Here is a 26,927-nt window from a genome sequence, read left to right on the forward strand (position 1 = left end):
AATGACCGCGGCAGTTGCGGGCCGTCTGTCCACCGATTCCATGGCACGTGCACGGCCGAGCAGCCGTTAACGGTGACGTGACCAGGAAGGGCTGGGAATCATGCTCGCTGGCGCACCGAGTACAGGCACTCGTCCGTCGGCCTCGTGCGAACCGTCGTATCGATGTTGGCGGCCGGCCGTGCGGATGATCGTGCAGCTCACGGCTCTCCCTCCGGTTTCGTGCCGCGATACTTCCACCCGGCCGGCTTCGCCCGCGGGGTTTCCGGCCCTACCCCTCGCGCAACAGGAACTCGATCGTGATGCGCTCGAAGGCCTCCTTGGCCTCGATCATCACCCAGTGCCCGCACTTCGGGAAGACGTGCAGCTCAGCGTCGGGGATGAGCCGCATGGGGATCATCGCCATGTCGGGCGGACACTGTCGGTCCTCACGACCCCAGGTCAGGAGGGTCGGGCACTGGATCTTGTGCATCATCGACCAGTACGGCGGCACATCCGACCGCGCCATCATCTGCTGTTGCACCGCAAACGATTCGGAGCCGTACATGGCGGCGAGCGTCTTGTGTGACGCCGGGTCGCCGGCCGTCTCCCAGCGCTCTTCGATCCGCTCCTCGGTGATCACGGCCGGGTCGTACACCATGCACCGCAGCCACCGCACCAGCTTCTCGCGGCTGGGGCCGTCGGCGAAGTCCTGCAGCAGCCGCGTGCCCTCACTCGGGTTCTGGCTGAAGATGTTCGGGCCGACCCCGCCGATCGCGACGAGCTTGTTCACCCGTCCCGGGTACCGCATTGCCACGTTGGCGCCGACGACACCGCCCATCGAATTGCCGATCATCGCGGCCGATTCGATGCCGAGTGCGTCCATGAACCGGATCACCGATGACGCCGCGGTGAGCACGGGATGCCCATCGACGGGGTCGCTGACCCCGAATCCCGGAAATTCGAGTACGTAGCACTGGAAGTGCTTGGCGAACACTTCCAAGTTGCCACGATAGTTCCGCCAGCCGCTGACGCCGATCCCGGAACCGTGCAACAGCAACAACGGCGGGCCGTCTCCGGCCTCGTGGTAGCGCAGCACCCCTTTGTCGGTGACGACTTCCCGCTTGGTCCCCTCGTATGTCACGTCCATTCCCAAGACACTAGAACACGTTCCAGTCCTCTAGGGTTGCTTCGACACCGAAGCCCAAACGCGACGGCGCCGAACCACAGCGTCCGCGACCAACCCCGCGCCGACCACAAGTTGGCCCACCATCAACGACACCGGCAATGCGATCAGCTCCCAACCAGTCGAGCCGAACTCCATGGCCCACACGACGATCGCGGCGGCCAAGGCGACCGTCACCGCCTGTCCAAGCGTCGTCACAAGTATCGCACCCCACGCCCGGGCAGAACGGCGTACGAGGACGATCACACCGGCCACCATCGCCACCATCGCGGCGATAAGCCCGATCGGGGTCGGAAGCACCACCATCAACTCGAAGAACGGGCCAGGCTCGACCACCCCGGAGACGACCAGTTGCGGCGCCGCGAACAGCCATATCGATAGTCCACATAGCGTCGAGACGACCGAAGTGGTCGTGAGAGTCTTCATTGGTCGCACGTTAGCCGGACGATCAGCCGGGACTCCGACAACCGGCGGCGGACGCCCGGACACTTCCCGCCCTGTCGGTGGGCGGCACTAGATTCCTTGCATGACAACACTGCGTGAGTTGGCCCTGATGCGCCTGGTCGCCCAGCGGATCGCGGGCCCCGGATTCGGTTCGGCGGCGGAGACCGTGCGTTGGCTGACCGCGACGCAGGCGCAGGACTATCCGGGCGCGGTGACCTCGATCGCGTTGCGTTCAGGGCCGGACGGTCGTTCGTCGTTGATCGCGGCGTTGAACGCCGGCGAGGTCGTCCGGTCGTGGCCGATGCGCGGCACCCTGCACTTCGTGGCGGCCGAGGATCTGCGGTGGATGCTGGCGCTCACCGGGCCGCGGATGCTGTCCTCCATGGGAGCGCGGCACCGCGGGCTCGGCATCGACGACGCCGCGGTGGGCCGGGCCCAGGACGCTGCCCACGCCGCGCTGCAAGACGGCGGACTGGAGCGCCGCGACCTGATGCAGGAATGGGAACGGGTCGGCATCGACACCGCCGACCAACGCGGCCAGCACCTCCTCTGGACACTGGCCGTGACCGGCGTGGTGTGCCTGGGACCGGTCCGTGACGAACGCCAACTGGTGGTGCCGACGGACGTATGGCTCCGAAGGAGCCGCGAGGTCGACGGCGAGGAGGCCCTCGGGGAATGGGCGCTGCGCTACTTCCGAAGTCACGGCCCCGCGACACTCGAAGATTTCGTGTGGTGGACGAAACTGACTGTGCGACAGGCGAGGACGGGGCTCGCACTGGCGTCCGAACACCTCGAGGTCCTCCGGGTCGACGGCGTCGTCTACTACCTCGACCCGCAGACGCCGGACCTCCTCGCCGCGCACCGACGGCACGCGCGCGGGCTGTTCCTGCTGCCGGGATTCGACGAGTTCATCCTGGGCTACCGGGACCGTGGCGCGGCCGTGGACCGGGAGTTCGAACGCCGACTGCAGCCCGGCGGCAACGGCATGTTCTCCCCCACCGTCGTCGACGGCGGCCGCGTAGTCGGCACCTGGAAACGGAACGGCCGCGGCGCCACCCGGGACATCCGCGCGACCCCGTTCACCGAGTTCACCCCGCGCGCCGAGAAGGCGATACCGCGGGTCTACGCGGCGCTGCGGTGACGGGAATCCTCGACCGCTACAGCCGCTCGTCGGCTTCCGCGCCGGCCGCTGCACCGCTGCCCAATTCGTCCTTCTCGTCTTTGTTGTCGCCGAGCCCCAGGTCGTCGTGCGGGCTCAGCGACACGAGCAACAGGTAGACCAGCGCCGCCGCGAGCGGCTGCACGATCAGAACCATCGGTGTGGACAGCCCCGGCGCCGCGGCGATGATCGATCCGACAGCGGGACTCTCGACCGCCGGGAACCGCAGTCGCGCTACGCCCATTCCCACCAGTGCGGCCACACCGGCGCTCAGTGTGGAGCCGAGCACCAGCGCGGCGACTGCACCGGGGCCACGCGAGCGCCGCATCCCCCACACCACCACCGCCGACAACACGCCCAGCACGAGGACGATGCCGACGAAGATCGCGACCGCGTCGAAGCGGTGCAGACTCTCGGTCGTGAGCACGACACCCCGGTCCTCGGCGATGACGAGCATCCGCACCGCCGGCGCGAGAAACGCCCAGATCACCCCCGCCGGAACGCCGAGGATCGCGAGGGATACGACGATCCGCGGGACGGCTCGCGGCCGGGGGCGTCGGGGTGTCGTCACACCACGGGACGTTACCTGCGGCCGAGCGAGGCCGAGTCGAGGACACCGTGGCGGGAGCACTTCGCCCACCACCCGTCGGGGCTGACCTGCACGATCATCCGGCGGCCGCACTGCTCACAGAACCGGGGCGGTTCGAGCCCCAGCTGTGCCGACGCGGGCGTCGCGTCGTCGAGTCCGGCGACGATCCGGTGCCCGGTGAACGGGTTGTAGCGCTCGTCCGCGCCGGCCGTCTCACTCACCGTGTCAGAGGGTCGCATTGAGCGCCTTGATCGGCATCTCGAGATCGACCAGCAGGTCCAGGTCGCTCTCGGCGGGCCGCCCCAGCGTGGTCAGGTAGTTGCCGACGATGACGGCGTTGATGCCGCCGAGCATGCCCTGCTTGGCCCCGAGATCGCCGAGCGTGATCTCGCGGCCGCCGGCGAACCGGAGGATCGTGCGCGGAAGCGCGAGACGGAACGCCGCCACCGACTTGAGCGCCTCGCTCGCGGGCAGCACGTCGAGATCGCCGAACGGCGTGCCGGGACGGGGGTTGAAGAAGTTGAGCGGCACCTCGTCGGGTTCGAGGGCCGCGAGGTTGGCCGCGAACTCGGCGCGCTGCTCGACGCTCTCCCCCATGCCGAGGATGCCGCCGCAGCACACCTCCATGCCGGCCTCCCGGACCATCCGCAGCGTGTCCCACCGCTCTTCCCACGTGTGAGTGGTGACGACGTTCGGGAAGTACGACTCGGCGGTCTCGAGATTGTGGTTGTAGCGGTGCACGCCCATGGCGGCGAGCTGGTCCACCTGCTCCTGGGTGAGCATGCCGAGCGAGCACGCGATCTGGATGTCGACCTCGTTGCGGATCGCCTCGATACCGGCGGCGACCTGGGCGAGCAGCTTCTCGTCGGGACCGCGGACGGCGGCGACGATGCAGAACTCGGTGGCGCCGGTCTTGGCGGTCTGCTTGGCCGCCTCGACCAGGCTGGGGATGTCCAGCCAGGCCGCCCGGACCGGCGACTGGAACAGTCCCGACTGCGAGCAGAAGTGGCAGTCCTCGGGGCAGCCGCCGGTCTTGAGGCTGATGATGCCCTCGACCTCGACCTCCGGACCACACCACTTCATCCGCACGTCGTGCGCGAGGGCCAGCAGCTCCTCGAGTCGGTCGTCGCCGAGTCGCAGCACCTCGAGCACCTGCTCCTGGTTCAACGCCTCGCCGCGCTCGAGCACCTGGTCACGGGCGATCGCGAGAATGTCGGGGGCCTGGGTCACTGCAACTCCTCGGGTGCGAACAGTCCCGACACCCGGGACCGGACGGATACAGCAACGAGCTCGGTGCCGGACTTGAACACCGTACAAGTTGAACGGCGTTCACGTTAGAGCCGCGGTCGATTAGTGTCAAAGGAAGCGGGGCGCCGCGCACGTGCCGGCCCGCCCTCGAACCGACCGGAGGAGCAAGTCAGTGCAGCTACGACGCGGCGACGTCCTCGACGGCGCCATGGCGATCCTCGACGAGTACGGACTCGCCGACCTGACGATGCGCCGTCTCGCGACATCCCTGGGCGTCCAGCCGGGCGCCCTGTACTGGCACTTCCCGAACAAGCAGACGCTGCTCGGCGCGATGGCCGACCGCATCCTCGAGGGCGTCGACGCCCCCGTGTCCTCCGAGCAGTGGGACGACGGGATCGCCGAACTCGCCCACCGACTGCGCACGGCGCTGCTGTCGCACCGGGACGGCGCCGAACTCGTCGCCGCCACCTACGCCTCGCGCATGACGTCGAACCTCGCCCGCGAGAGCTTTGTCGGTGCGGGGATCCGGGCGGGACTCCCCCGCCCCTACGCTGAGCTTGCCGCCTACACCCTGTTGTACTTCGTCCTCGGCCACACGGTCGACGAGCAGTCCCGCGCGCAGATGGAGGCGATGGGCGCGCTCACCCGTGCGCCTGCGTCGCCCGACACCGAGACCGCCGCCGATCTCGGCTCCGACGACGACCTCCTCGACGGGGACCCTCAGGTGCGGTTCGACTTCGGCCTGGCGCTGTTCATCGACGGCGTGCGCGCCCGGTTGGGCGAGCCTGCGACGCGGAACTGATCCGTCGACCTCGCGGCCCGACGAGATCCGGCTCGTTCCGCGAAGGCCCATGGCGCCAACACAGCTCGGCGCACGGTGCCCGACGCGGCACTAGATCCGCGGGGACTCCCGCCCCAGGCGTGCCAGTACCCCGCCGGCCAGGACGTCGTCGACTTGCCGGGCGGACAGCCTGTGCCGGACCGGGATCCGCACGTCCCGGCTTGTATCGATCACCATCAGGTGCCGGCTCGCGCGAATACCCTCATGCAACTGGTCAAGGATCAGGACGTCGCCGGTCCGCACGGCGTCGTAGTCGCTCGGGTTCTCGAACTCGAGCGCGAGAACGCCGTAGTTTGCGAGGTTTTGCCAGTGGATCCGCGCGAAGGATTTGGCGATCACCGCCCGCAGTCCGAGATATCGCGGAGCGATCGCGGCGTGCTCGCGCGATGATCCCTGTCCGTAGTTGTCGCCGCCGACGATGAAATGTCCCGTGGTAGAGGCTGATTCCCTAGCTCGATCCGGGTAGGTCTCGTCCACCGGGGTGAATGTGAATTCGGCCAACTTGGGGATGTTGGAACGGAACGGCAGCGCCCGCGCGCCCGCCGGGGAGATCTCGTCGGTGGAAATGCCGTCACCGACCTTGAGCAGGACTGGCGCCTCGATACGGTCGGGCAGCGGCAGGAACTCGGGCAGTGACGAGATGTTCGGCCCTTTCACTACGACGGCGTCACGCGCTTGTTCGGCGGGAAGTGGTTCGACGAGCATTGCCGTATTCACTGCGGCGTGGACCGGTAGCTGCAACTGCGGATATCCGATGCCCTCCTTCGCCGCCCAGTCTCGTGGATCTGTGATCACCCCGGTCAGCGCCGACGCGGCTGCGGTTTCCGGCGAGCACAACCACACTGCGTCGTCCCTGGTGCCGGAACGGCCGGGAAAATTGCGCGGCATGGTGCGTAGCGAGTTACGGCCCGCTGCGGGTGCCTGGCCCATCCCGATGCAGCCCATGCACCCGGATTGGTGAATCCGAGCGCCCGAATCGAGCAGTTCGCCAGTGCCGCCCATCCGCGTCAGGTCCGAGTAGATCTCGCGCGAGGTCGGATTGATGTCGAAACTCACGCTCGGAAGGGTCTGTCGGCCCGCGACCATCGCAGCGGCGATCGCGAAGTCGCGTAGCCCCGGGTTGGCGGACGAGCCGATCACGACCTGGCTGACCGGCTCGCCTGCCACATCACGAACCCGTCTTACATTTCCCGGTGACGACGGCATCGCGATCAGCGGCTCGATCGCCGACAAGTTGATGCTCTCGTGCACGTCGTACACGGCATCGGCATCCGCGACCAACGGGGTGAAGTCGTTCACCCTGCCCTCACTTCGAAGAAAGTCACGGACCGCGTCGTCGGCAGGAAACACCGATGTCGTGGCACCGAGTTCGGCCCCCATGTTGGCGATCACATGGCGATCCATCGCCGACAGCGTCGCCAATCCGGGCCCGTTGTATTCGATGATCCGATTCACCGCCCCCGCAACACCGTGGCGGCGCAGCATCTCCAAGATCACATCCTTCGCCGAGCACCAGTCCGGGAGCTGCCCGGCGAGCTCCACACCCCAGATCTCGGGCATGCGCAGGTGCAAGGGGTGGCCGGCGATCGCCAGAGCGACCTCGAGGCCACCGACCCCGATCGCGAGCATGCCGAGGGACCCGGCCGCGCAGGTGTGTGAATCCGAACCGACCATCGTCTTGCCGGGAATTCCGAAGCGCTGCATGTGCGTTGGATGGGAAACGCCGTTGCCGGGTTTGGAGAACCACAATCCGTAGCGGAGTGCCGCGGTGCGAAGGAACTCGTGGTCCTCGGCGTTCCTTTCGTCTGCCTGCAACAGGTTGTGATCGACGTACTGCACGCTCACTTCGGTCCGGGGATGATCAAGGTTCAACGCCTCGAGCTCCTGCATCACCAAGGTGCCGGTAGCGTCCTGCGTCAGGGTCTGATCGATCCCGATCTCGACTTCCTCGCCGGGCTCCATCCGCCCACCGAGCAGGTGCGCGTCGATGATCTTGTGGGCTACGCACCGAGCCATCGCCACTCCCCTGCCCTCCAGCTCGCCGACAGCCCGTCTCCGACCGCGACGCTGTCCGCGGGTTGCCCGTCGGATACCCACCCCACCGTCCGCGAAACCAGCGGGCGAGCGCACCCGGTCGAGAACTGGCCCCCAGTCGACACTCCGCGCGTTCGTCGCTGTTCGGCCCCTCGCTGCTCGGCCGGAACGAGATCGTCGATGCAATGTCGAATCGCCTCCGCCGCAGCGACTTCCCCGCAATACTTGGCGCGCTTCGCCGCCTGGCGAACAGCCGCACTCGTAGGCGGGTCCGCCCCGCGGAGGGAGCCCCGCCATGGCCGATGTACTTCGCCCCGGACGTCGCACCCTGCTGAGAGCCCTCGCCGCGAGCCCGTTGTTGCTGCTCGTTCCACCGCCACTCGCCGCCGCGCAGTCGACGTCCGGCCTCGGTAGCGCCGACCTGGCGGCCGGCAGCTACGGCCCTGGCGACCTGGACACCACGTCCGCTCCCGATTGGATGCGGCACATCGCGGACACAACTCCCCTGGCTGCGCTGTCCCTGCCGGGCACCCACGACACCATGGCGCACAATTCGTCGATCCCGGAGCTCACACAGGATTGCGACCTCGCCACCCAACTGCGGGCCGGAGTGCGAGCCATCGACATCCGCACCAGGCACTTCCGGGATGCGTTCCCGATCCACCACGGCCCCGAGCACCTGCATGCCAACTTCACCGACGTGGTCCGCACCGTCACCGACGTCCTGCGCACCAATCCAAGCGAGACCGTGCTGATGCTCCTGAAGAAGAAGCACACGGAGGAGGCAGGACTTCACCGCCACCGCCCCGTACGGCCCCGGCCGGCCCGGGCATGGACGTCCAGGACGACTTCGAGCTGTCCGGACTCGCGGCGGTCCTGGCCAAGTGAGACAAGGCCCGCATCCAGTTCGAGCGGGCGGCCGTGGGCGAACCGCAAACGCTGTTCGTCAACCACCTGAGCGCGACCGGCACGAGCCCGGCGGTGATGGCGACGGGGACCGTGCCGATCACGGTCGCGAAGGGCACTCCAGGCACGGTCGGGATGCTCGCCCGCGCGGAAGAACACCTCCGCACCACCGGGACCGGACGGACCGGCCTCGTGATGGCGGACTTCCCGACCGCCGCACTGGTCGAGGCAATCGTCGCCCGCAACGTCGACTGAGACAATCCAGCATCCACCACGCGCGCGGTCCAGAGAACGTGAGCTTCCGAGGGGCACACAAACCTACTCGACTGGACTGTCGGCGGAATCGAGATCGGCGACAAGCCCACCGCGTGGATCAACGTGTCGGCCAGCGCGACCATGGCAGCAAACGCCCATGCGTCGCTCCGGCTGGTGCTCAACTACACCGGTGCGTCGATCGTCGAGGACGCGTGCGTCCACCTACCGGTGACGCCTTCGATGCTGAGCGAGGACGGCATCATCGCCGATGTCGTCGTCCGCGACGCCGTCGTTGCGTCCCTTGCCGCCTTGGCAAGGCGTGCGGCACTCACCGCAAGCTGACGTGTACGTGGATGTTCCTCCGCCCTAAAGGAATCCACACCGTTCACCGGCCGCGTTGCTGCGCCGACGTCGACGGCCGAAACAGGGGTCGGCACACGTGTCCGTGGAGACGCAGTCCGCCGGGCGCGAACTCTAGAATGTACATGTGTCCAGGGGAGCGTCTTCCCGGCGAATGTCCACTCGCGGGCGCCGTACACCAGGATGGATGAGCGGTTCAACGAGTTCACGTTGGGTGCCGCGAGCCGCGATCGTAGCCGCGGGGGCGCTACCGCTGCTGGCGATGCCCGCGCCGAATCTCGGCGTGCTCGCGTGGGCGGCTCTGGTGCCCGTGATGTTGCTGCTGCGTGCCGCGGCGACCGCGCGCGAGGCCGGGCTGCGCGGATGGCTGGCCGGCGTCGGGTTCCTCGTGGGCACCCAGAATTGGGTGGCGCCGAACCTGGTCTGGTTCTTCCCGTTTGCGGTGAGCGTGCTCGCGCTGCTGTGGGCGGGGTGGGGTCTGCTGGTGTGGGACGTGCTACGGGCTCCGCTCACCGGCTGCCGGGCGGCGGCGGCCGCGGTCGTCGTGCCGTCAGGGTGGGTGCTGGTCGAGGCGGTCCGGTCGTGGCAGTGGCTCGGTGGTCCGTGGCCACTGCTCGGCGCCACTCAGTGGCAGCATCCCGCTGTGCTCGGTCTCGCCGCGCTCGGCGGCGTGTGGCTGGTCGGCTTCGCGATCGTGGCGTCGAACGTCGGGATCGCCCTGTGCGTCGTCGGCGGTGCGGCGCCCCGGACCGTCGGGGCAGTGACCGTGGCGGTGGCGATGGCGTCGGGTCCACTCTGGTCCGCGTACCGACCTGCAGAACCACCGAGCGACGCCGCGGTCGTGGCCCTCGTGCAACCGGGGATCGTCCACGGCGACCTGCTCGCGTTCGAGGAAGAGTTGACCCGAGGGATCCGGGCGCCGGTCGATCTCGTCGTGTGGGGTGAGAGCAGCGTCGGTGCCGATCCTGCCGGCGACCCCGCGCTGGGCGCCCGGCTCAGCGCATTGGCCTCGGTGACCGGCGCGGACCTTCTGGTCAACGTCGACGCAGCCTCCGGCAAGGCCGGCGCAATCTCGAAGACCTCCGTCCTGATCGACGACCACGGAATCCGTGACACATACCGGAAGATCCGGCTGGTCCCGTTCGGTGAGTACGTACCGTTCCGCGACCAACTCGGCTGGCTCGGCCACATCACGTCCGCCGCGGCGCAGAACCGGCAACCCGGCGAGCGGTTGACCGTGATGAACGCCGGCGGTCTCCGTGTCGGACCGCTGATCTCCTTCGAGGAGACCTTCCCGGACCTGGCCCGTGCGGAGGCGCGTGCGGGGGCCGGCCTCCTGGTGTACCAGACCTCGACCGCCACCTTCCAGGGCAGCTGGGCACCCGCACAACTGGCGTCGTTCGGCGCGCTACGGGCCGCGGAGAGCGGGCGCCCGGTTGCCGCGGCCGCGCTGACCGGCGAGTCCGCCGCATTCGACGCGCGCGGTCGCCGCCTCGGGTCGATGCCCGCCGACGAGCACGGCGTTCTGCTCGTCGAAGTGCCCGTTCACGCGGAGGACACGCTCTACGACCGCCTTGGGAACTACGTCCCTGGCGTCTGCGCCGCGATCGTGGCGGGATACGCGGCCGGCGCCATCAGCGCTCGCCGCTGCGCTCGGCCGCGAGCTCCGACCTCGTCTGCGAGCGTGGCGCGAGGACGAGGGTGCACAGGAAGGTGACGGCCGCGAATCCGACTGCGACACCGCCGATCGCACCGGATCCTGCGTCGCCGGCCTCGAGCACGACCCAGATCGCGAATCCGGAGACGAGCAGGAACACGCCGGTGGCCGAGCAGGTCGCGAACCGCACTCGCCAGCACCGTTCGCTCCGTGCCGGCCAGTGCCGAGTCGATTCGACCGCGAGATGTCCCGCGACAACCGAGACGGCGCCGACGACCATCCCGAGGATCGCGCCGACGACCACCCCGGCCACCACGAGCGAACCCATGGTGTTCGAGCCCGCGGCGACGATCAGCGCCCCGCCGGACACCGCCCCCACACCTGTCGCAATACCCAGTTCCCGTGCTGCCCACCCCATGCGCCCCAGCAAACAACGTATCGCCGGCCGTGACGACCGGCCCCGGCGTCGGTCATCCGTCGCCGCGGCGGTCGGAGACCACCAGACAGATCAACTTGTCGGCCGCCACCTGGTCGGCCGCCACAACATCGCCCGCTTCGAGCAGTTCCCGCTCGCGCACCCCGAGCGCCCGGATCGCGGTGGCCAACTCTTCCGGTTCCATCGCCCACGCTGCCGCGTGCACGGGTGAGGACGTCATCCGGCGGTGGCTTCGCCATTCCTGCCACGCGAACCCCAGCAGCAAGAGGACCGTCACGACGATCGGGATTGCCGCCAGCACCACGAGCCACGTCGGCGGGGTAACCATCTCGCCGGAGTAATCCCCGGTGTACTCACCGAGACCCATACCACGCATCCCCCCAACCGCCGTTCTGTCGGACATACCGATGGTAAGACTTCGTCGGATCGGTCCAGCAGCGTCTCCCACTCGATGGGCGCGAGCGGTGTGACCTGCTCCTCACAGGGCTACCTTCCGAATCGGCAGTGGGACAGACTCACCCGAACTTGGAGGTAGCTATGACACTTCCCCTCATCGGCCGCTCCGCCCTCGTCATCGGCGGAGCCGGCGGCATCGGTGGGGCCGGCGCCCGGGCACTCCTGGCCGGCGGGGCGTCCGTGACGATCATGAGCCGCGACGAGACGCGGATCTCGACGTTCGCCGCCCAACTGCGGCAGGACGCACCCGAGGGTGTCACCGTCGATCACGTCGTCGGCGATTCCCTCGTCGAAGCGGACGTCGCGGCCGCCGTCGAGCGGGCCCGCCATGACCGCGGGCTCGACATCTGTGTCAGCACGGTGGGACGGGGAACCACCATTCCGCTCCTGCTCAACAACGCCGACGACTTCACCGCGGAGCTGCGCACCAACATCACCAGTGCGTTCGTGGCCATCAAGGCGTGCGTCCCGGCGATGGCGGAGAACGGCGGCGGCTCGATGGTCTTCACCTCGTCGGTGATCGCGGCACAGACTTTCCCGTACATGAGCGGCTACTGTGCGGGCAAGGCCGGGCTGGAAGCGCTCGTCCGCACGGCGGCGGACGAATTCGGCCATCTCGGGATCCGGATCAACTGCGTCCGGCCGGGCCTGGTGGATTCGCCCGACAACCCGAAGGTCGCGGCCAGCTTCTCCGGTGACCGGGCGTCGGCGTTCCTCGAGCAGACGCCGCTGCGCCGCCTCGGGGTTCCGGACGACATCGCGGGTGCGATCCGCTACCTCGCGGGACCGGAATCGTCGTGGGTGACCGGCACCGCCGTCACGGTCGACGGTGGCGCCCACATGCGACGCGCGCCCGACATCCAGCAACGACTGCGCGACGAACATGGAGACCGGGTGGTCGACGAACTGCTCGAGGGCCGGATTCCCGCCAACGCCAGTGCGCTGGGATAGCCGCCGGGCTCACCGTACGTAAGTGATGTCACACCCGACCAGGTGGAACAGAAGCCCGTGCGCATGGTGTTGCGATGTCCGGATCGGTGCGTTCCGTGTCCCCCGGGCTCAACCCTTTGCCTTCGCAGAGTTCCGTCCGGCTGGAGCTGCGTTGCGCCTTTCGCCGTGAGGCGACCGAACGCACCGGTCCATCCTTCGTACATGCACCGCTGACGCGTCGATGCTTCTCCCTCACCGTCGACGCCCTGATCGAGTGAACTCCGTCCATTCCTGACGAAGACGCTCGGCACCTGCCGGGAGTAGGAATGTAGTACGGGTGCGACGGCGACGAGTTCGTTGCCGCAGCGCCCACCGTCGGCGGTGCATCGGCGGAGCCGATCACCGCTGCCGGACGTCGACCCCTCACGCGGGCAGGAGGACACCGGTGTTGTCCAGTCGCGGCTCCGACGACTCGGCCCCGACCCTGGACCAGGAGCGTCTGGTCGATCCCGAGCTCGAGCCCCGAACTGTGCGCGGGATCATCACCTCCACGCCCGGCAAGCTCGCGTTCATCGCGGTGGGGTTGATCGCGCTCACGCTCGCCGCCGGCGCCCTCACCTCCGTGGCGATCTTCGCTCGCGAGCAGCGGATCAACGCCCTACACCTGGAAACCGCACCCCGCACCCATTCCGCACAGGAGCTCTACAGTTCGCTCTCGATGGCCGACGAGGCGGCCACCGCCGGGTTCCTGTCCGGAAGGGTGGAAGCGGCGGCGGTCAGGGATCGCTACAACCAGGCGATCGGTGAGGCCTCGACCGCGATCGTCTCCGCGACGGAGGACGCCGCGGCGGGCGACGCACAGGCGTCGGCGGCACCGGCAAAGCTCTCCAGGGAACTGTCGTTCTACACCGCGATCGTCGCGACCGCACGGTCGAACAGCCGGGCCGGAAACCCGATCGGGGTCTCGTACCTCAACGAGTCGTCCGCGCTGATGCACGACACCATGCTGCCCGCGGCCGAGCAGCTGTATACAAGACATGCTGATGCCCAGGCGGACACACAGCGGCACCTCGCCCGGCCGCCGCGTGCCGCGTTGGCGCTGTGCCTGGTGGCATTGATTGCACTGATCATTGCGCAGCGCTACTTGGCCAGGCGCAGCCATCGCCGGGTCAATCCGGGCATGATCGCAGCAACTGTGCTGATGGCGCTGCTCGCGATCTGGCTGGCGATTGCGGGAATGGTCTCGACCAACGCCAGCACGCACGACGCAGAGTCCGCCGTGACGATGGATGCGCTCGTGCGTGCACGCATCCAGGCTCAGCAGGCCCGTGCAGACGAGACATTGGCGCTGCTCCGGCGCGATTCGGACATCCAGAGCGAGCAGGAGTATGCCCAGCACGTCGCGGACGTCACACGGATACTCGACGAACTACAGGGTCAGACCGCACCGACCGACGCTGCCAATGCTGCCGTCGACGACGCCGTGGCCGCGCTCGGCGACTGGGAGGCATCCCACCGGGACCTCCGTGACCGACTCGGCGCGGGCGACTACGTCGGCGCGGTGACCATCGCTGTCGACGGCGGACCTGAGGACGCGGCGGCGCAGTTCACCCGCCTCGACGACGCGCTGCGCGACGGTATCGACAGTCTCCGAGAGGAGGCCAGTGGCTACACCTCGCGCTCGTGGTCGTCGCTGAGCCGGTTGAACGTCGGCGGCGTGACAATAGGCGTGCTGGCCGGATTCGCGGTCGCCGCCGGCATTTGGCCCCGGTTGAGCGAGTACCGGTGACCGTGCGCGTACAAAGGAGACCGTGCGCGTACAAAGGAGATGAAGGCCACACAAGCACAGGCGAGACGGGTGAGCAGGACTCGAGCAGTGGCGGGCACAGGGCGGCGACCGACAGGACATCGCTGGCCGATACTCGCGTGTGCGGCCGGTGCGAGCGTCCTGACCGCGTGCGCGGCCATTCACACGCCGCCACTCGCGCCGGCCGGCAGCTACACCGAGTTTCCCATGCCGAGTGGAGCGCAGATCGTGCCGCCGGCGACCACGACCGTCCCCGGCGTCGCGGAGTGCGACGCCACGGCCAGCCTTCGGCCGAATCCGCCGGGCGACAACCCGGCGGGCGCCAAGGTATCCGAAATCCTGGAACGCGGACGGGTTGTGGTCGGAGTCGACCAGCGCAACTACCTGTTCAGCAACCGGGACCCCGTCACCGGCGCCCTCGAAGGCTTCGACGTGGACATCGCGCACGAAATCGCCCGTGACCTCCTCGGCGACCCGGCGAAAGTGGAGTTTCGACTGGTCAACCCGACCGATCGGATCCAGTCGGTGCAGGATTCCAGCGTCGACATGTTCATCATGTCCACGACGATGACCTGCGCCAGGGCCGAGCAGATCGCCTTCTCCGCTGAGTATTTCCAAGCCGGTCAACGGCTGCTCGTGCCAGAGAACTCCGGGATCCGCGAACCCTCGGACCTGACCGGCAGGCGCGTGTGTTCGGTGGCCGACACTCCGGCGATGTTCGCCGTGCAACGGCTGATACCGAAAGTCGAAGTCATGACCGTAACCGACTGGGACGACTGCCTGGTTGCCCTCCAGCAAGGACAGGTTGACGCGGTCAGCACCGACGACGCCATCCTTCTCGGCATGGCGGTGCAGGATCCGAACATGCACATCGTCGGTCCGGTGATGGAAGTCGCGCCGTATGGGATCGGCATCAACAAGAACGACGACGACCTCGTACGCGCGGTCAACGCCACCCTCGAGCGAATCGGCCGGGACGGAACATGGACGAACATCTACAACCGTTGGCTCACCCCGCTCGGGCCGTCGCCCGGGTTGCCCCCGCCGAACTACCGGGACTGATCAGATGACTCAGCCCACGGAACGAGGTACTGACGGCACGGCCCCCCACCGCACCGAGGCCGCCACCGCCCGCGGCACCGACGACACCACCACCGGTGTGACGCGCGCGGCGGCACCCGCGGAGAAGTCGACCCGACGCTCGAGACGCCGGGCGCGGGTGGCCTCGGGTCGCCGACTCATCGGCGAGGGCCTGGTAGAGATCCCGGTCATCGCCCCGCTCGATCCGTCATCCGCGATGCTGAGCGAACCGGTGGTCGCCGAGAGCAGGCGATACTGCACGCGATGCCGCAAACCCGTCGGCCGCGCGGCGGCGAACGAGCCGGCGCCGAGCCGAGGCGTGTGCGCCGACTGCGGCACCGCCTACTCGTTCCATCCGCAACTCGAGCCCGGCGAACTGGTAGCCGGACAGTACGAAGTGCAGGGCTGCATCGCCCACGGTGGTGTCGGCTGGATCTACGTCGCCGTCGACCGGAACGTCGACAACCGGTGGGTGGTACTCAAGGGGCTGCTGCACGCGGGCGACCCCGAAGCCCAGGCGGTGACGATCGCGGAACGGCGCTTCCTCGCCGAGGTGACCCATCCCAGCATCGTCAAAATCCTCAACTTCGTCGAGCACCCCGGTTCGGACGGCCGCCCGATCGGATACATCGTGATGGAGTACGTGGGGGGCACCACGCTCAAGGATCTGCTCCGCACGACTTCGGGCCGGTCGGCACCGCGGCCGGAACCGAGAAGGATGCTGCCGCTCGACCAGACCCTCGGATACATCCTCGAAGTACTACCGGCGTTGAGCTATCTGCACTCGATCGGTCTGATCTACAACGACTTGAAGCCCGAGAACATCATGCTCAGCGAAGGGCAGGTCAAACTGATCGACCTGGGCGCCGTCGCCGCGATCGAGGACACCGGATACATCTACGGGACCCCGGGCTTCCAGGCACCCGAGATCGTCGCCACCGGGCCGACCGTGGCCACCGACATCTACACCGTCGGTCGCACCCTCGCCTCACTCACCGTGAACTTGCCGTCCAAGCACGGCCGACTCCTCGACGGCCTGCCCGATCCGGCTGAGGAACCGTTGTTCCGACAGTACGAGGCGTACTACCGCCTCCTACGTCGGGCGACGAATCCGGATCCGGCGCAGCGCTTCTCATCGATCGACGAGTTGTCGACGCAGTTGACCGCACTTCTCCGCGAGATCTCGTCCGCGCAGTCCGGGCAACCACGAGCGGGGCTGTCGCAGCAGTTCAGTCCGCCGCGCGGCAGCTTCGGCACCGATCTGACGATCCGACAGACCGATGTGTTCATCGACGGCAAGGCCCACGACGAGCACCCCAGCGCGCTGGCCCTGAAGCAGGCGTTGCCGGTTCCCATGGCAGACCCGACCGATCCGGGAGCCGGGCTCCTCACCGCGGCGATGCACGCGCCGCCGCAAGAGCTCCTCGGCACCCTCCGCGTCGCACGTGAACGAAGTGCCTCTGCTCCGCACGGTCGACTCGAGGGCAGCGTGGAACTGCAGTTGATGGAAGTGCGCGCCTACCTCGACCTCGGCGAGACGGAGCACGCCGCTGATCTACTGGACGACCTGGCCGAGAAGGTCCCGCACGGCTGGCGGATCAGCTGGTATCAGGCGCTGTGCGATCTGCTGCGCGGCAAGTTCGAGGCGGCGTTCTCCCACTTCGACAGCGTGCTGTCCGCGCTGCCCGGCGAGTCGGCGCCCAAGTTGGCGCTGGCGGGTACTGCCGAACTGATCCTGGACCGGGGTGCCGGCGACCGTCCGGCCACCGACGCCGCTGCCTTCCGAGCGCACTGGAGGGCGATCGCCGAACACTACTACTGGACCGTGTGGCAGACGGACCACAGTCTGGTCAGTGCCGCATTCGGCCTCGCCCGCCAACTCGAGGCTCGGGGGGATCGGCCGGACGCCGTGCAGATCCTCGACCAGGTACCCCCCAGCTCCCGGCACTTCGGGGAGGCTCTGCTGACAACCGCGCTGATCCTGGTCAATGGCCTGCCGATCACCGAGATCAGCGAATCCGACCTCCGGGAGGCGGCCGATCGTGTCGAACGACTTCCGGAGACGGAACCGCGGGCACTCCAGATGCGAGCCCTGGTCCTCGGTGTCGCGGTGGATTGGCTCGAGTCCGGTCGGGAGGCCGCGCCCGAGCCGATCCTGGGCGCGCAGTTCACCGCGCTCGGACTGCGGTCCGGCGCCGAGGAGGTACTTCGTACGTTGGCCCGCAACACCGCCACGCGCACGCACCGATACACCCTCGTCGATCTGGCAAACGCGATCCGGCCCAAGACCTGGGTGTAGAGCCCAAGACCTGGGTGTAGAGAATGCCACGGCCCGTCGGTCACGATCGGCAGCATTTCGAACCGCCGGCAATACCGTGCAGCGCACACTGGCACCGGACGACGAAGACGGTCGGCAGCCGAGGTGGCGTGATGATCGGACGACTGGTGGGCCGGGCGGCGCTGATGCTCGCGGTGGCGGTCACGAGCACCGGACTCGCGTGCCCGCACGCCTCCGCTGCTCCCCCCGATACCGCGCCTGGGACGATCGTCGAGACCACCGATCTGGATCGGTCCGCCTGGATCCCAGGTGCTGCCAACGGAATCCGTGTCACCTACTGGACCGTCGGCCCGCTCGCCCGACCGGCACTGAGTACCGGCGCGGTCTTCCTACCTCCCGGCGAACCGCCGCCCGGCGGCTGGCCGGTGGTCTCGTGGGCGCATGGCACCGTGGGACTGGCCGACCGCTGCTCCCCCACAGTCACCGGCAAGATCGGCGGCCCCTACCTCGGGCACTGGCTCGCTCAGGGGTATGCCGTCGTCGCGACCGACTATGTCGGGCTCGGGACCCCCGGCATACATCCCTACCTGGACGGCGCGACGGAGGCGCACAGCGTGGTCGACATGGTCCGAGCGGCACGTGCCGTCGAGCCGCTCCTGTCCCCGCGCTGGGTGGTGCTCGGCCAGTCCCAAGGCGGCCAGGCAGCCATGGTCACCGCGTCCCTCGCAACCAGGTACGCGCCGGAACTGGACTACCGCGGCGCAGTGGCGACCGGCGCGCCGTCGAACCTGGAGAACCTCGCCCCGCTGGTACGCCCCGAATTCCCGCGGCTCCCGCTGACCGGCACCACCGTCTTCGTCTCGTACATCCTCGCCGGACTGCGCGCCACCCGACCGGACCTCGACGTCGACAGCTTCCTCACCGACGTCGGCCGCGCCGCGGTCGGGGCCGCCGAGTCGGAGTGCTACGAGGAGGTGGCGCCGCAGCTGCAGAACGTGTCGGTCGGCGATCTCGTGGTTCGCCCGGCAGACGACCCGGCGCTGCTCGCGGCGCTGCGCGACATGCTCGCCGTGCCCACGACCGGATACGACCGCCCGGTGTTCCTCGGACAGGGCCTGATCGACGACGTGGTGCCCGCTCCACTGGCACTGAAACTGGCGGCAGACCTGACCGCCAATCACCAGCCGGTCACTTTCCGGACGTATACCACCGGCCACCTGGAGACAATGCGCGCCGCGTTGCCCGAGACGACGGCGTTCGTGCGCGGCCTGTTCGGCGGCTGAAGAGGGCGGCGCGGTTTCGGGGTGGTCAGGGTGCGGCGAACCCGGCATCGGCCAGCACCTGCCGACCAGCGGGGCCCGTGACCAGCGCTTCGAACGCCTTCGCCGTTGCCGCGTTCCCTGAATTCGCGAGCACCGCAATGGGGTAGGTGTTGACCGCACCCGACGACTCGGGGAACGGAACTGCGGTGACATTGTCTCCGGCCCCCGCGGCGTCGGTGACGTACACCAGCCCGGCGTCGGCCTGACCGGTGGTGACCTTGCCCAGAACGTCGGTGACCGACGATTCTTCGCTCGCCGGCGAAAGCTCGATTCCCGAGCCGTCCTCGATCTTCTTCGTCGCCGCCCCGCACGGGACCTGCGGCGCGCACACGACCACCAGATTGCCGGGTTTCGCGAGGTCGGCAAATGATGCGATGTTCTTCGGGTTGCCGGGCGGGGTCACGATGGTGAGGGTGTTGCTGGCGAAGCCGATCGGGGTGCCGGCAGTCAGGCCGGCGTCGACCGCCTTGGCCATGTTCGCCTGATCAGCGGACGCGAAGACATCGCCGTGCGCGCCCTGTGTCAGCTGGGAGACGAGATCGGACGAGCCAGCGAAGGTGAATTTCACTGCGGTGCCGGGGTTATCGCGCTCGAACTGCTCGCCGAGTTCAGTGAACGTGGACTTCAGGGAGGCGGCCGCGAAGACAGTGATGGCGCCACTCGGCGCAGTCCCCGAGGCTGCCGCGCTGGTTGTCGACTTGTCCGAGCCGGAACTCGAGCATCCAGCGATGACAGAGGTCGCGGTCAGTGCGACCAGCGCACCACGGAGAGCTCTCTTCACGATGTTCCTCCTGGAGGATGGGGCGACAGCAGTGCGAACGAGACGAACTGGCCGGAAAGCGGTTCGGCGCAGGACCACCGACGAACTGCAGGTCAGTCGGGCGGCGGGTACGGCGACCGTCCGCGCGTAGGTCGCATCTATTTCGCATTCGCGGCACGAATGACACTCTAGATCGGCACAAGCGGTTATGAATAACCGACTTCGCCGCTTCTGCGGTTTACCCGCGTGTCGACGGTCACCTGCGCGGCGTCTTCGAGATGACGCCGCCCCTCGTCGGGGCGATCTCCGCTCGACTTGATTGTGGTCCGGCCCGCAGGCGACGACAGATCTTGTACGTTGTGGGTGTGCCGTGGTTCCTGGTGTTCGCCCTCCTGCTCCTCGTGGCAGGTGCGTGTCTCGGACTCGGCGTCCTGACAGCGATCGGGCAGCGTCGGCGCGGCGGCAGTCTGCTCGCGGTTTCCGGAGCTGTGCTGATCTTCCCGCTCTATTGGGTCGTCTGGTACGTACACGACACCTGGCCGTCGACTGGGCGCCCCACCAACGCCCCGCGCCCTGAACCATCCTGAGGGTCATGCCGATTCGAGTCGGCGGATCGGGGTGCACCCTTCAGCAGGGTCAGTCCACGGCCGCGAGATACTCGCTGTAGAACAATCCGAGGCCCGCTGCCGACACAATCGCGGCAAGCAACCAGAACCGGATGATGACGACCGTCTCAGGCCACCCACCGAGCTCGAAATGGTGGTGCATCGGAGCCATCCGGAACACACGTTTCCGCGAGGCCTTGAACACGGCGACCTGGATCAGCACCGATGCCGCCTCGGCGACGAACAACGCACCGAGCGCGACGGCGAGCAGTTCGGTTCTGGTGGTAATGGAAAGCCCGGCCAGTAGTCCGCCCAGCGCGAGCGAACCGGTATCGCCCATAAAGATCTTTGCCGGGGCCGCGTTCCACCAGAGAAATCCCACGCATGCGGCCGCGCCGGCGGCGCAGACCACAGCGAGATCGAGTGGATCGCGTACGGCGTAACAGCCCGCGCCAGGTGCGGTGTCGCACGCGTTGCGGTATTGCCAGAAGGTGATGATGACGTAGCTGCCGAGCGCAAGCCCCATCGAACCGGCTGCGAGGCCATCCAACCCGTCGCTCAGATTGACCGCATTCGACCAGGAAACCACCACTACGCACGTGAACAGCACGAATACGACTGCACCCATCGCGATCGTGGTGTCCCGGCTGAAGGACAGATCGGTGCTGCCGGGCGTCAGTCCACTGCTGCTGCGAAAGCCCAGCGCGAGCACCGCGAAGATCACCGCAGCGGAGATCTGGCCGATGTACTTTCCCGTCGCCTTCAGACCCAAGTTCCGCTGCTTCCGGATCTTGATGTAGTCGTCGAGGAAACCGACGGCGGCCAACGCGGTTGTGAGGGCCAATACTAGGAGCCCCGAAGCGGACGGGCCGTCGGTGCCATATCCGATGCCAATCAGATGCGATCCCAGGTAGCCCGCCCACAGTCCACACAGAATGGCGACACCGCCCATCGTCGGGGTGCCACGCTTGGACTGATGGCTCGCCGGCCCCTCGACTCTGATCTCCTGGCCGAATCCCTGTCGCGAGAACGCCTTGATCAGCAGCGGCGTCAGCAGAATGGACACTGCCAGTGCAATTCCGGCAGCGAAAAGGATCTGCCTCATCTTCCCCCCCAGGTTTGGTGTTCCGCGCGCGCACTCCGAAATCGTTGAGCACGTGCACGTTCAGGTCGACACCTCGTAGGGTCCCCACCCCCACACCATCTTGTCAGCTATCGAGCGGACGGGTCACAGGCGGTCGGCGAAGGTGTCGGCGAAGTGTTGGAGTGCCGCCATTCCGGCGCCGACGATCAGGAAGGTGGACAGAAATGCCCCGAAGGCGGGGCGTGCCCGCGGCCGTAACCACATAGTCACCGCAGCGACCACTGCCACTGCGGCGAGCGGAAGGAGCAGGCACAGCCAGTACATTCCACCCGCAGACGGATGGGGTTCGACATCGCACACATCCAGAAGTGCCCTGACTGCGAGCAAGTAGAGCAGCAGTGGCACGAGCGTGCCCGTCAGGATGCCGATCAGCATCGGTGTCCACACACTCGTGGACCGCGCGGGAGTCATGCCGCGAAGCGTATTCGCACTCACACACGAATCGTCACATCCGGCCGAAATCCGTGTTCGGCACGCACTCCCAGGCGTGGGCACTCGGATCCGCACGACCGTCAGCGCCACGCCACGACGATGATGGAATCCTCGTTCGTGCTCCGCGGACGTTGGGAGGAAATCATGAATGACTACCGCATTGCCGAGGTCGCTTTCACGGACGTCGACATCGTGCTGACGCTCGAGAACGGTGACGTGCTGGCGACACCGATCACCCGGCACATCCGGATCGAGAAGGCGACGCCCGACGAGCGTGCCCGTTGGGAGCTCGCCGACGACGGGTACGGGTTGAACTGGCCGGAACTGTGGCAGCCGCATCCGCAGGGCATGGTGAGCGTCTGGGATATCGTCCAGGACCGCCTGTACGACGAGGCGCTGAACCGGGTGCAGCAGGCGGGGTGGGATGTGGATGCCGTGCCGCCACGCGATCGCGAGCTGGTGGCGTTGTGGCGGTTGGAGGCGGACGTCAACAACGGCGGGTTCCTGCAGTTCTTCGGGAACTGGGGCGAGCGCAACCACCACACTGCGGTCGCGGCGCTCGATGTGATCGGAGCGCATCGGACTGCCGAGATCGTGCGTGCGATGCACGCCGTGATCGAACCGTACGGGCAGACCGACGAGGTCGTCTCGCTCGCCGACCCGCTGGGCCTGCTCTCCGAGGCCGAACGGGAACGACTCGAGGAGCTCGACGAAGCGTTCTGGGACTATCCGAACCCGCTCCCCCGGCTCGTCGTCGAACACTACGGCGACAGCTCCGCGGAGCCGCGGCCCCCAGGTCGGACATGACGCACAATGGTGAACCGTGACGACTGTGGAAGAAGTAGCGCCCAACGTGTTCCGCGCCGTCGGGACGGACGTGAACGTGGTGATCCTGCGGGACAGTGACGCCCTGACGCTGATCGACGGCGGCTATCCCGGTGACGTCGGCGCGGTCGAAGGCGCAATCCGCTCGCTCGGTCGACGACCCGAGGATGTGCAGGGCATGTTGCTCACCCACGCGCACATCGACCACATGGGCGCAATCGTCGCCTTCCATGACCGCTACGAGATTCCTGTGTTCACGGACCCGACCGAAGTCGCCCACGCGCGGCGGGACTACCTCGAACAGGCGACCGGCAGGGACTTCCTCCCGATGCTGCACAGGCACGGCGTGCTGCCGTGGTTACTGCGCATCGCACGCGCCGGGGCCACCCGATCGCTCTCGGTCGGCGACGCCCGGGCCTTCGGATCGAACGGTCCTCTCGATCTGCCCGGCGCACCGGTCCCGGTGCCGACCCACGGCCACACGTCGGGGCACGCGGCGTTTCACCTGCCGCAGCACGGCGTGGTCGTCACCGGCGACGCGCTGGTCACCGCGCACCCGCTGTCGGAAGTTCGAGGCCCGCAACTACTCCCACCGGTCTTCGACCACGGCGGCCAGGACACCGTCGCGGCGCTCGACCACCTCGCCGTACTCGACGCCGAGACGATCATCCCGGGACACGGCCCCGCGGTGTTCATGCCGATCGCCGCGGCCGTCGAGCAGGCGCGTGATCGGTCCCGGTGAGCCCGCCCGCTGTCACCTCACGCGGGCTGTGAGTCGTCGGTGACACACACCGAACTCAGCACATGGCGGTAGGTCGACAGCCCATACGTGTTCGGCGCGTTGATCAGCGGGAACGGCGACGGGATCCAGTCGAACGGGTTGACCGCCGCGCCGGCTCCGCCCGATCCCGCCACCCACGCGGCGGACAGCGCGTCGGTGCCTGCGGTGTAACCGATCTCCATGACCTGCGTGGTCAACGCGTACCCGAAGTACGCGGCCGTGAGCGCGTCACCGACCCGCACCGCGGCGAGAGGCTGGACCTCGGCCAGGTCCTCGCCGGCGAAAGCGTCGTGGACCAGAGCGACGAGCGCCTCCGTCGTCGCACCTCCGACGGTGGGGACCATGCCGAGGGCCGTCGAAAGCAGCGTCTCGATCGTGGAGAAGTCGTCCGGGTTCGCGGGGATCAGCCCCGAGGGCACCATCGTGTTCTCCAGGATCCAGGCCAGCCGCGCCTGCTGGTCCTCGACCTGCCGCACGTTGTCGGGATCGGGGCTTGTCGCGCGCAGGTAAGCGCCGGTCCGCGCCAACACCTCGGCGAGGGTCAGTTCGGTGGCGGGCGGGCAGTCCGCGCCGGCGATCGAGACACCCGCGGCGATCTCCTCGACGAACGCGGGCGCCTCGAATCCGAGGTCGATCTCCCGGTCCGGCCGGCCTGCCGCGTCGATCGCGGCGCTGTCCGCCCACACCAGGCAGCTGCGTTCGAGCTGGCTCTGCGCGGCGTCGTAGATGGCCGCGAACCCCTTCGCCCCCAACTTGAGCGGGAGGCTGATGAGCATCCCCGCGCTGACAGGGCCGAGGCTCACCATCGACGGAATCATCCCGGCGATGATGTTCGCCGGGACCAGCGCCGTCGTGTAGATGAGGAAGTACGCGGTCTCGACGGCCTGCCCGAGGGTGAGATTCTCGGCGCGGATGACGGCCGACTCCTCACCGTTCTTGACGTTCATCAACTGGGTGACGAGATACCGGGTGATCGGGTCGCCGTACTTGTTGATGCCCGCGTCCGGATCCGAGGACTGCGTCGCCGCCGGGTTCGACACCGCGAGAGTACTGATGCCCGTGATGCTCAGGCGCCGGTGCCCCTCCGCGCGGATCTCGTCGTAGTTGTCGAGGAAGGGTTGCGGCAGAATCGGTTTCGACGCCTGCAGCACGGCATCGAAGATGGCCCCCAGGGTCGCGTGGTTCGACCCCACGCAGGTCGTGGCGCCGGCCGCAGCGGAGGTGTCCGGCGCGGCATAGGCGGTCGCCGTTCCGCCGACCAGCGCCGCGGCCAGTGCCACGGCAACCGTGCTCGAGTAGATCCCGCTTCGGCGTCGTGTCCGCCCCATGCCGTGTCCCCAACCCGTCCTCGTGATGATCGCGTCACGAGCGCGACGCCCGTGGGTGCCGTATCGCCGGTCCGGAACGTGCTGTGGCCCGGGCACCGCATCACATCCAAGCCAAATCTGGACGGTCGTTCAACCCCGGGACCACAATCACCGAGAGTGTTAACACAGGGTTCACTTCCGTCGAGATCGTCGGCATGCACCGCCTGTCCGGAGCGGTTCACGGCCGTCCGCGACCGCGAACTTCGGCTCTGCGCGAACGCCGGTATCACTCGCGCCGGGGCGGGCGTTCGATATTCGTATGAGTGAGGATTCCGAACCACTGGACGCGTTCTCCGCGGCCGTGATCCATGTCGCTCAGCGGGTGCTCCCGAGTGTCGTCAGCCTGCGGGTCCAGACCCGGCGGGGCAGCGGGGGCGGCAGCGGATCGGTGCTGACGCCGGACGGTTACATCCTGACCAGCGCCCACGTGGTGGACGGCGCGAGGCACGCGGAAGTCACCTTTTCCGACGGTGGCGAGGTGATGGCCGATGTCACGGGCCGGGATACTCTCTCCGACCTGGCGGTCCTGCGGGCGAGGGGTGCGGTGCCGCCGGCCGTGACCCGCGGAGATGCCGCCCACCTCCAGGTGGGGCAGCTGGTGGTCGCCGTCGGCAGTCCGCTCGGCCTCGCCGGCAGCGTCACCGCCGGCGTCGTCTCGGCGCTGGGGCGGTCGCTGCCCACACGGTCCGGCCGCGTCATCGACGAGGTCATCCAGACCGACGCCGCCCTGAACCCGGGCAACAGTGGCGGCGCTCTCGCCGACAGCGTCGGCCGACTGGTCGGCGTGAACACGGCCGTTGCCGGTGTCGGCGTCGGTCTTGCAGTTCCGATCAACGCGACGACCGAGCGGATCATCGCCTCCCTCATGCGCACCGGACGCGTCCGGCGGGGCTGGCTCGGAATCGCCGGAATGCAGATACCCCTGCCGCCGGAGCTCGCCACCAAGCTGGGCCGCAAGCGTGGCGTCCAGGTCGCCCAGGTCGTGCCCGGAAGTGCCGCCTCCGCGGCTGGACTACGCAAAGGGGACATACTCGTGGCGATCGACGGGCGTCCCGTGGCGACAGCCACCGACATCCAAGCGCGCATGGTCGAGGGGACCATCGGCCGGCGCGTCGAGGTCACCGTGTGGCGCAACGGCGCGCTGGTCGACGCCGTCGCCGTCCCGCGAGAACTCGCCGACGAGCCGTGAAAGCGTCCCTTTCACATCTCACGACGCCTGACGCATCGTCATGCCGCCGAGCGCGATGACATACTCCTGTGCGGTCTCGTCGAAGTGAACGGAGTAGACGGTCGGGTAGTACCCGGTGCGCTGATAGGACGGCGGCTGTTTGATCTCCTCACGCAGGGTCGGGCGCGTATGCAGCCACTCGCGGGTCATCATCGGTTCGATGAACGTGAACTTCCCGTCCCACGATCCGTTGAGGAGCACCTCAGTGAAGTCGAAGGCACCGGGAATCGCATTGTCCGCGTTATCGATCCAGTGCAGACCCATGAACGGCACCACGTTCGCCTCTGCCGGACCGGGCGGTGGCGCATAGCCTCGAGGAACGTACTTCGCCTCCGGAAGCTTGGCCGCCCTCTGCGCGAAGCCCGGTGCCGCGGGGTCGATGTCGTGCTGCACCGCATCCGTGTAGAAGTGCATGTCGAAGTGCGGGTCGCCGAACAGCACCAGTGGTTCGTGCCCGTGCGGGTTCCAGTCGAGCATGACGTGATCGAATCCCGTGTCGGACGCGCCCGCGGGCAGCGCGAGCATCGACATCTGCGTCGTCGCGTCCGGACCGTCGGGCAGTCCGTCGAGCGCGGTCGCCGAGATCCGGATGCCGACCTCGGTAGGCTGACCGGCGTCATCACGCACGACGTAGGTTCGGGACGTTCCGTTCCCCAACGTGCTCGCCTCGCCCAGCTGGGTTCCCGCCTCGACGTCGGCGGTCGCTCCGGTGGTCCCGTGGGAGTGTGCCGGTGCACTGCTGCAGCCGACCACGGTGAGGGCGGTGCACGCGGCTACCACGCCGGCGGCGGTCCGAATTGTGTTCACTGTGAGTCCTTTCG

28 protein-coding genes are annotated in these 26,927 nt (G+C 68.0%); 15 read left to right on the plus strand and 13 right to left on the minus strand.

Annotation, left to right across the window (positions count from 1 at the left end; all coding sequences use genetic code 11):
* Positions 1 to 268: 268 nt before the first annotated feature.
* Positions 269 to 1,126: an alpha/beta fold hydrolase gene (locus ABTV10_RS14020; protein WP_499027819.1), complete on the minus strand. Its 858-nt coding sequence runs from the start codon at positions 1,124 to 1,126 to the stop codon at positions 269 to 271.
* 30 nt (positions 1,127 to 1,156) lie between these two features.
* The gene (locus tag ABTV10_RS14025) at positions 1,157 to 1,588 is read right to left on the minus strand and encodes a hypothetical protein (RefSeq protein ID WP_499027821.1); all 432 of its coding nucleotides are present in this window, start codon (positions 1,586 to 1,588) and stop codon (positions 1,157 to 1,159) included.
* Positions 1,589 to 1,688: 100 nt separating this feature from the next.
* On the opposite strand from ABTV10_RS14025, the gene ABTV10_RS14030 reads away from it, so the two are divergent.
* The gene (locus ABTV10_RS14030; RefSeq protein WP_499027823.1) at positions 1,689 to 2,747 is read left to right on the plus strand and encodes a winged helix DNA-binding domain-containing protein; all 1,059 of its coding nucleotides are present in this window, start codon (positions 1,689 to 1,691) and stop codon (positions 2,745 to 2,747) included.
* A 16-nt stretch (positions 2,748 to 2,763) separates the two neighbouring features.
* Here the strand turns inward: ABTV10_RS14030 and ABTV10_RS14035 are convergent, their stop codons facing one another.
* From ABTV10_RS14035 to bioB, 3 genes are read right to left on the minus strand one after another with little or no spacing between them, the layout of a single operon-like run.
* Positions 2,764 to 3,336 (minus strand): DUF2567 domain-containing protein, encoded by a 573-nt coding sequence (locus ABTV10_RS14035; protein WP_499027825.1) that lies wholly within the window; start codon positions 3,334 to 3,336, stop codon positions 2,764 to 2,766.
* Between the two features lie 11 nt (positions 3,337 to 3,347).
* Positions 3,348 to 3,575, minus strand: a complete 228-nt coding sequence (gene bsaP / locus ABTV10_RS14040) for a biotin synthase auxiliary protein BsaP (protein WP_499027826.1) — start codon at positions 3,573 to 3,575, stop codon at positions 3,348 to 3,350.
* Between the two features lie 4 nt (positions 3,576 to 3,579).
* Positions 3,580 to 4,584, minus strand: a complete 1,005-nt coding sequence (gene bioB / locus ABTV10_RS14045) for a biotin synthase BioB (protein ID WP_430332821.1) — start codon at positions 4,582 to 4,584, stop codon at positions 3,580 to 3,582.
* 190 nt (positions 4,585 to 4,774) lie between these two features.
* On the opposite strand from bioB, the gene ABTV10_RS14050 reads away from it, so the two are divergent.
* Positions 4,775 to 5,404, plus strand: a complete 630-nt coding sequence (locus tag ABTV10_RS14050) for a TetR/AcrR family transcriptional regulator C-terminal domain-containing protein (protein WP_499027828.1) — start codon at positions 4,775 to 4,777, stop codon at positions 5,402 to 5,404.
* A 90-nt stretch (positions 5,405 to 5,494) separates the two neighbouring features.
* Here the strand turns inward: ABTV10_RS14050 and ABTV10_RS14055 are convergent, their stop codons facing one another.
* Complete coding sequence (locus ABTV10_RS14055; RefSeq protein WP_499027830.1) at positions 5,495 to 7,459, minus strand: aconitate hydratase; 1,965 nt, start codon at positions 7,457 to 7,459, stop codon at positions 5,495 to 5,497.
* 313 nt (positions 7,460 to 7,772) lie between these two features.
* Between ABTV10_RS14055 and ABTV10_RS14060 the strand changes: the two genes are divergently transcribed.
* From ABTV10_RS14060 to lnt, 4 genes are all read left to right on the plus strand, one after another.
* Positions 7,773 to 8,435 carry a phosphatidylinositol-specific phospholipase C domain-containing protein gene (locus ABTV10_RS14060; protein WP_499027832.1) on the plus strand — a complete coding sequence of 221 codons (663 nt, stop codon included), beginning with the start codon at positions 7,773 to 7,775 and terminating at the stop codon, positions 8,433 to 8,435.
* Positions 8,399 to 8,638 carry a hypothetical protein gene (locus ABTV10_RS14065; RefSeq protein ID WP_499027833.1) on the plus strand — a complete coding sequence of 80 codons (240 nt, stop codon included), beginning with the start codon at positions 8,399 to 8,401 and terminating at the stop codon, positions 8,636 to 8,638. Before ABTV10_RS14060 ends, ABTV10_RS14065 begins: the two co-directional genes overlap by 37 nt.
* A 123-nt stretch (positions 8,639 to 8,761) precedes the next feature.
* Positions 8,762 to 8,980, plus strand: a complete 219-nt coding sequence (locus tag ABTV10_RS14070; RefSeq protein WP_499027835.1) for a hypothetical protein — start codon at positions 8,762 to 8,764, stop codon at positions 8,978 to 8,980.
* A gap of 205 nt (positions 8,981 to 9,185) precedes the next feature.
* Positions 9,186 to 10,715: an apolipoprotein N-acyltransferase gene (gene lnt, locus ABTV10_RS14075; protein WP_499027836.1), complete on the plus strand. Its 1,530-nt coding sequence runs from the start codon at positions 9,186 to 9,188 to the stop codon at positions 10,713 to 10,715.
* On the opposite strand, the gene ABTV10_RS14080 is transcribed toward lnt, so the two are convergent.
* Both ABTV10_RS14080 and ABTV10_RS14085 read right to left on the minus strand, forming a co-directional pair.
* Positions 10,633 to 11,073, minus strand: coding sequence for a hypothetical protein (locus ABTV10_RS14080; RefSeq protein ID WP_499027837.1), 441 nt, complete (start codon positions 11,071 to 11,073; stop codon positions 10,633 to 10,635). The two genes, lnt and ABTV10_RS14080, sit on opposite strands and share 83 nt — an antisense overlap.
* Before the next feature lie 52 nt (positions 11,074 to 11,125).
* Positions 11,126 to 11,458, minus strand: coding sequence for a hypothetical protein (locus ABTV10_RS14085; RefSeq protein ID WP_433604650.1), 333 nt, complete (start codon positions 11,456 to 11,458; stop codon positions 11,126 to 11,128).
* 170 nt (positions 11,459 to 11,628) lie between these two features.
* Here ABTV10_RS14085 and ABTV10_RS14090 point away from each other — a divergent pair, with 170 nt between their 5' ends.
* The 5 genes from ABTV10_RS14090 to ABTV10_RS14110 all read left to right on the plus strand — a co-directional run bounded on the left by ABTV10_RS14090 (position 11,629) and on the right by ABTV10_RS14110 (position 18,925).
* On the plus strand, positions 11,629 to 12,498 hold the full coding sequence (locus tag ABTV10_RS14090; RefSeq protein ID WP_499027839.1) for an SDR family NAD(P)-dependent oxidoreductase: 870 nt from the start codon (positions 11,629 to 11,631) through the stop codon (positions 12,496 to 12,498).
* 424 nt (positions 12,499 to 12,922) lie between these two features.
* Positions 12,923 to 14,266: a GlnX family signal transduction membrane protein gene (locus ABTV10_RS14095; protein WP_499027840.1), complete on the plus strand. Its 1,344-nt coding sequence runs from the start codon at positions 12,923 to 12,925 to the stop codon at positions 14,264 to 14,266.
* 225 nt (positions 14,267 to 14,491) lie between these two features.
* Positions 14,492 to 15,346, plus strand: a complete 855-nt coding sequence (locus ABTV10_RS14100) for a glutamate ABC transporter substrate-binding protein (protein ID WP_499027842.1) — start codon at positions 14,492 to 14,494, stop codon at positions 15,344 to 15,346.
* Positions 15,347 to 15,350: 4 nt separating this feature from the next.
* Positions 15,351 to 17,663, plus strand: a complete 2,313-nt coding sequence (locus tag ABTV10_RS14105; protein WP_499027844.1) for a serine/threonine-protein kinase — start codon at positions 15,351 to 15,353, stop codon at positions 17,661 to 17,663.
* Between the two features lie 131 nt (positions 17,664 to 17,794).
* Positions 17,795 to 18,925: a lipase family protein gene (locus tag ABTV10_RS14110; protein WP_499027846.1), complete on the plus strand. Its 1,131-nt coding sequence runs from the start codon at positions 17,795 to 17,797 to the stop codon at positions 18,923 to 18,925.
* Between the two features lie 25 nt (positions 18,926 to 18,950).
* On the opposite strand, the gene modA is transcribed toward ABTV10_RS14110, so the two are convergent.
* Positions 18,951 to 19,745, minus strand: coding sequence for a molybdate ABC transporter substrate-binding protein (gene modA / locus ABTV10_RS14115; protein ID WP_499027848.1), 795 nt, complete (start codon positions 19,743 to 19,745; stop codon positions 18,951 to 18,953).
* Positions 19,746 to 20,089: 344 nt separating this feature from the next.
* On the opposite strand from modA, the gene ABTV10_RS14120 reads away from it, so the two are divergent.
* Entirely contained in the window at positions 20,090 to 20,311 is a 222-nt protein-coding gene (locus ABTV10_RS14120) for a hypothetical protein (protein WP_499027850.1), read from the plus strand.
* 49 nt (positions 20,312 to 20,360) lie between these two features.
* Here the strand turns inward: ABTV10_RS14120 and mraY are convergent, their stop codons facing one another.
* Entirely contained in the window at positions 20,361 to 21,434 is a 1,074-nt protein-coding gene (gene mraY / locus ABTV10_RS14125; protein ID WP_499027851.1) for a phospho-N-acetylmuramoyl-pentapeptide-transferase, read from the minus strand.
* A 123-nt stretch (positions 21,435 to 21,557) separates the two neighbouring features.
* The gene (locus tag ABTV10_RS14130; protein ID WP_499027853.1) at positions 21,558 to 21,848 is read right to left on the minus strand and encodes a hypothetical protein; all 291 of its coding nucleotides are present in this window, start codon (positions 21,846 to 21,848) and stop codon (positions 21,558 to 21,560) included.
* 201 nt (positions 21,849 to 22,049) lie between these two features.
* Between ABTV10_RS14130 and ABTV10_RS14135 the strand changes: the two genes are divergently transcribed.
* Together ABTV10_RS14135 and ABTV10_RS14140 are read left to right on the plus strand one after the other, a co-directional pair.
* The gene (locus ABTV10_RS14135) at positions 22,050 to 22,712 is read left to right on the plus strand and encodes a DMP19 family protein (RefSeq protein ID WP_499027855.1); all 663 of its coding nucleotides are present in this window, start codon (positions 22,050 to 22,052) and stop codon (positions 22,710 to 22,712) included.
* A 16-nt stretch (positions 22,713 to 22,728) separates the two neighbouring features.
* Entirely contained in the window at positions 22,729 to 23,472 is a 744-nt protein-coding gene (locus tag ABTV10_RS14140; RefSeq protein WP_499027858.1) for an MBL fold metallo-hydrolase, read from the plus strand.
* 17 nt (positions 23,473 to 23,489) lie between these two features.
* Here the strand turns inward: ABTV10_RS14140 and ABTV10_RS14145 are convergent, their stop codons facing one another.
* Complete coding sequence (locus ABTV10_RS14145) at positions 23,490 to 24,839, minus strand: hypothetical protein (RefSeq protein WP_499027860.1); 1,350 nt, start codon at positions 24,837 to 24,839, stop codon at positions 23,490 to 23,492.
* Between the two features lie 298 nt (positions 24,840 to 25,137).
* On the opposite strand from ABTV10_RS14145, the gene ABTV10_RS14150 reads away from it, so the two are divergent.
* On the plus strand, positions 25,138 to 26,067 hold the full coding sequence (locus ABTV10_RS14150) for a S1C family serine protease (protein ID WP_499027861.1): 930 nt from the start codon (positions 25,138 to 25,140) through the stop codon (positions 26,065 to 26,067).
* 18 nt (positions 26,068 to 26,085) lie between these two features.
* On the opposite strand, the gene ABTV10_RS14155 is transcribed toward ABTV10_RS14150, so the two are convergent.
* The gene (locus ABTV10_RS14155) at positions 26,086 to 26,913 is read right to left on the minus strand and encodes a DUF5602 domain-containing protein (protein ID WP_499027863.1); all 828 of its coding nucleotides are present in this window, start codon (positions 26,911 to 26,913) and stop codon (positions 26,086 to 26,088) included.
* Positions 26,914 to 26,927 lie beyond the last annotated feature (14 nt).

The organism is Paraburkholderia sp. RHO2, assembly GCF_050955445.1.
In the GTDB taxonomy this organism is placed as follows: domain Bacteria; phylum Actinomycetota; class Actinomycetes; order Mycobacteriales; family Mycobacteriaceae; genus Prescottella; species Prescottella agglutinans_A.

Coding starts and splice junctions, on each gene's coding strand:
- ABTV10_RS14135 (WP_499027855.1), top strand. CDS start 22,050: ATGAATGACTACCGCATTGCCGAGGTCGCTTTCACGGACGTCGACATC.
- lnt (WP_499027836.1), top strand. CDS start 9,186: ATGAGCGGTTCAACGAGTTCACGTTGGGTGCCGCGAGCCGCGATCGTA.
- ABTV10_RS14085 (WP_433604650.1), bottom strand. CDS start 11,458: ATGGGTCTCGGTGAGTACACCGGGGATTACTCCGGCGAGATGGTTACC.
- ABTV10_RS14130 (WP_499027853.1), bottom strand. CDS start 21,848: ATGCTGATCGGCATCCTGACGGGCACGCTCGTGCCACTGCTGCTCTAC.
- ABTV10_RS14145 (WP_499027860.1), bottom strand. CDS start 24,839: ATGGGGCGGACACGACGCCGAAGCGGGATCTACTCGAGCACGGTTGCC.
- ABTV10_RS14090 (WP_499027839.1), top strand. CDS start 11,629: ATGACACTTCCCCTCATCGGCCGCTCCGCCCTCGTCATCGGCGGAGCC.
- ABTV10_RS14105 (WP_499027844.1), top strand. CDS start 15,351: ATGACTCAGCCCACGGAACGAGGTACTGACGGCACGGCCCCCCACCGC.
- ABTV10_RS14110 (WP_499027846.1), top strand. CDS start 17,795: ATGATCGGACGACTGGTGGGCCGGGCGGCGCTGATGCTCGCGGTGGCG.
- ABTV10_RS14025 (WP_499027821.1), bottom strand. CDS start 1,588: ATGAAGACTCTCACGACCACTTCGGTCGTCTCGACGCTATGTGGACTA.
- ABTV10_RS14020 (WP_499027819.1), bottom strand. CDS start 1,126: ATGGACGTGACATACGAGGGGACCAAGCGGGAAGTCGTCACCGACAAA.
- ABTV10_RS14030 (WP_499027823.1), top strand. CDS start 1,689: ATGACAACACTGCGTGAGTTGGCCCTGATGCGCCTGGTCGCCCAGCGG.
- ABTV10_RS14150 (WP_499027861.1), top strand. CDS start 25,138: ATGAGTGAGGATTCCGAACCACTGGACGCGTTCTCCGCGGCCGTGATC.
- ABTV10_RS14100 (WP_499027842.1), top strand. CDS start 14,492: ATGCCGAGTGGAGCGCAGATCGTGCCGCCGGCGACCACGACCGTCCCC.
- ABTV10_RS14060 (WP_499027832.1), top strand. CDS start 7,773: ATGGCCGATGTACTTCGCCCCGGACGTCGCACCCTGCTGAGAGCCCTC.
- ABTV10_RS14055 (WP_499027830.1), bottom strand. CDS start 7,459: ATGGCTCGGTGCGTAGCCCACAAGATCATCGACGCGCACCTGCTCGGT.
- mraY (WP_499027851.1), bottom strand. CDS start 21,434: ATGAGGCAGATCCTTTTCGCTGCCGGAATTGCACTGGCAGTGTCCATT.
- ABTV10_RS14080 (WP_499027837.1), bottom strand. CDS start 11,073: ATGGGGTGGGCAGCACGGGAACTGGGTATTGCGACAGGTGTGGGGGCG.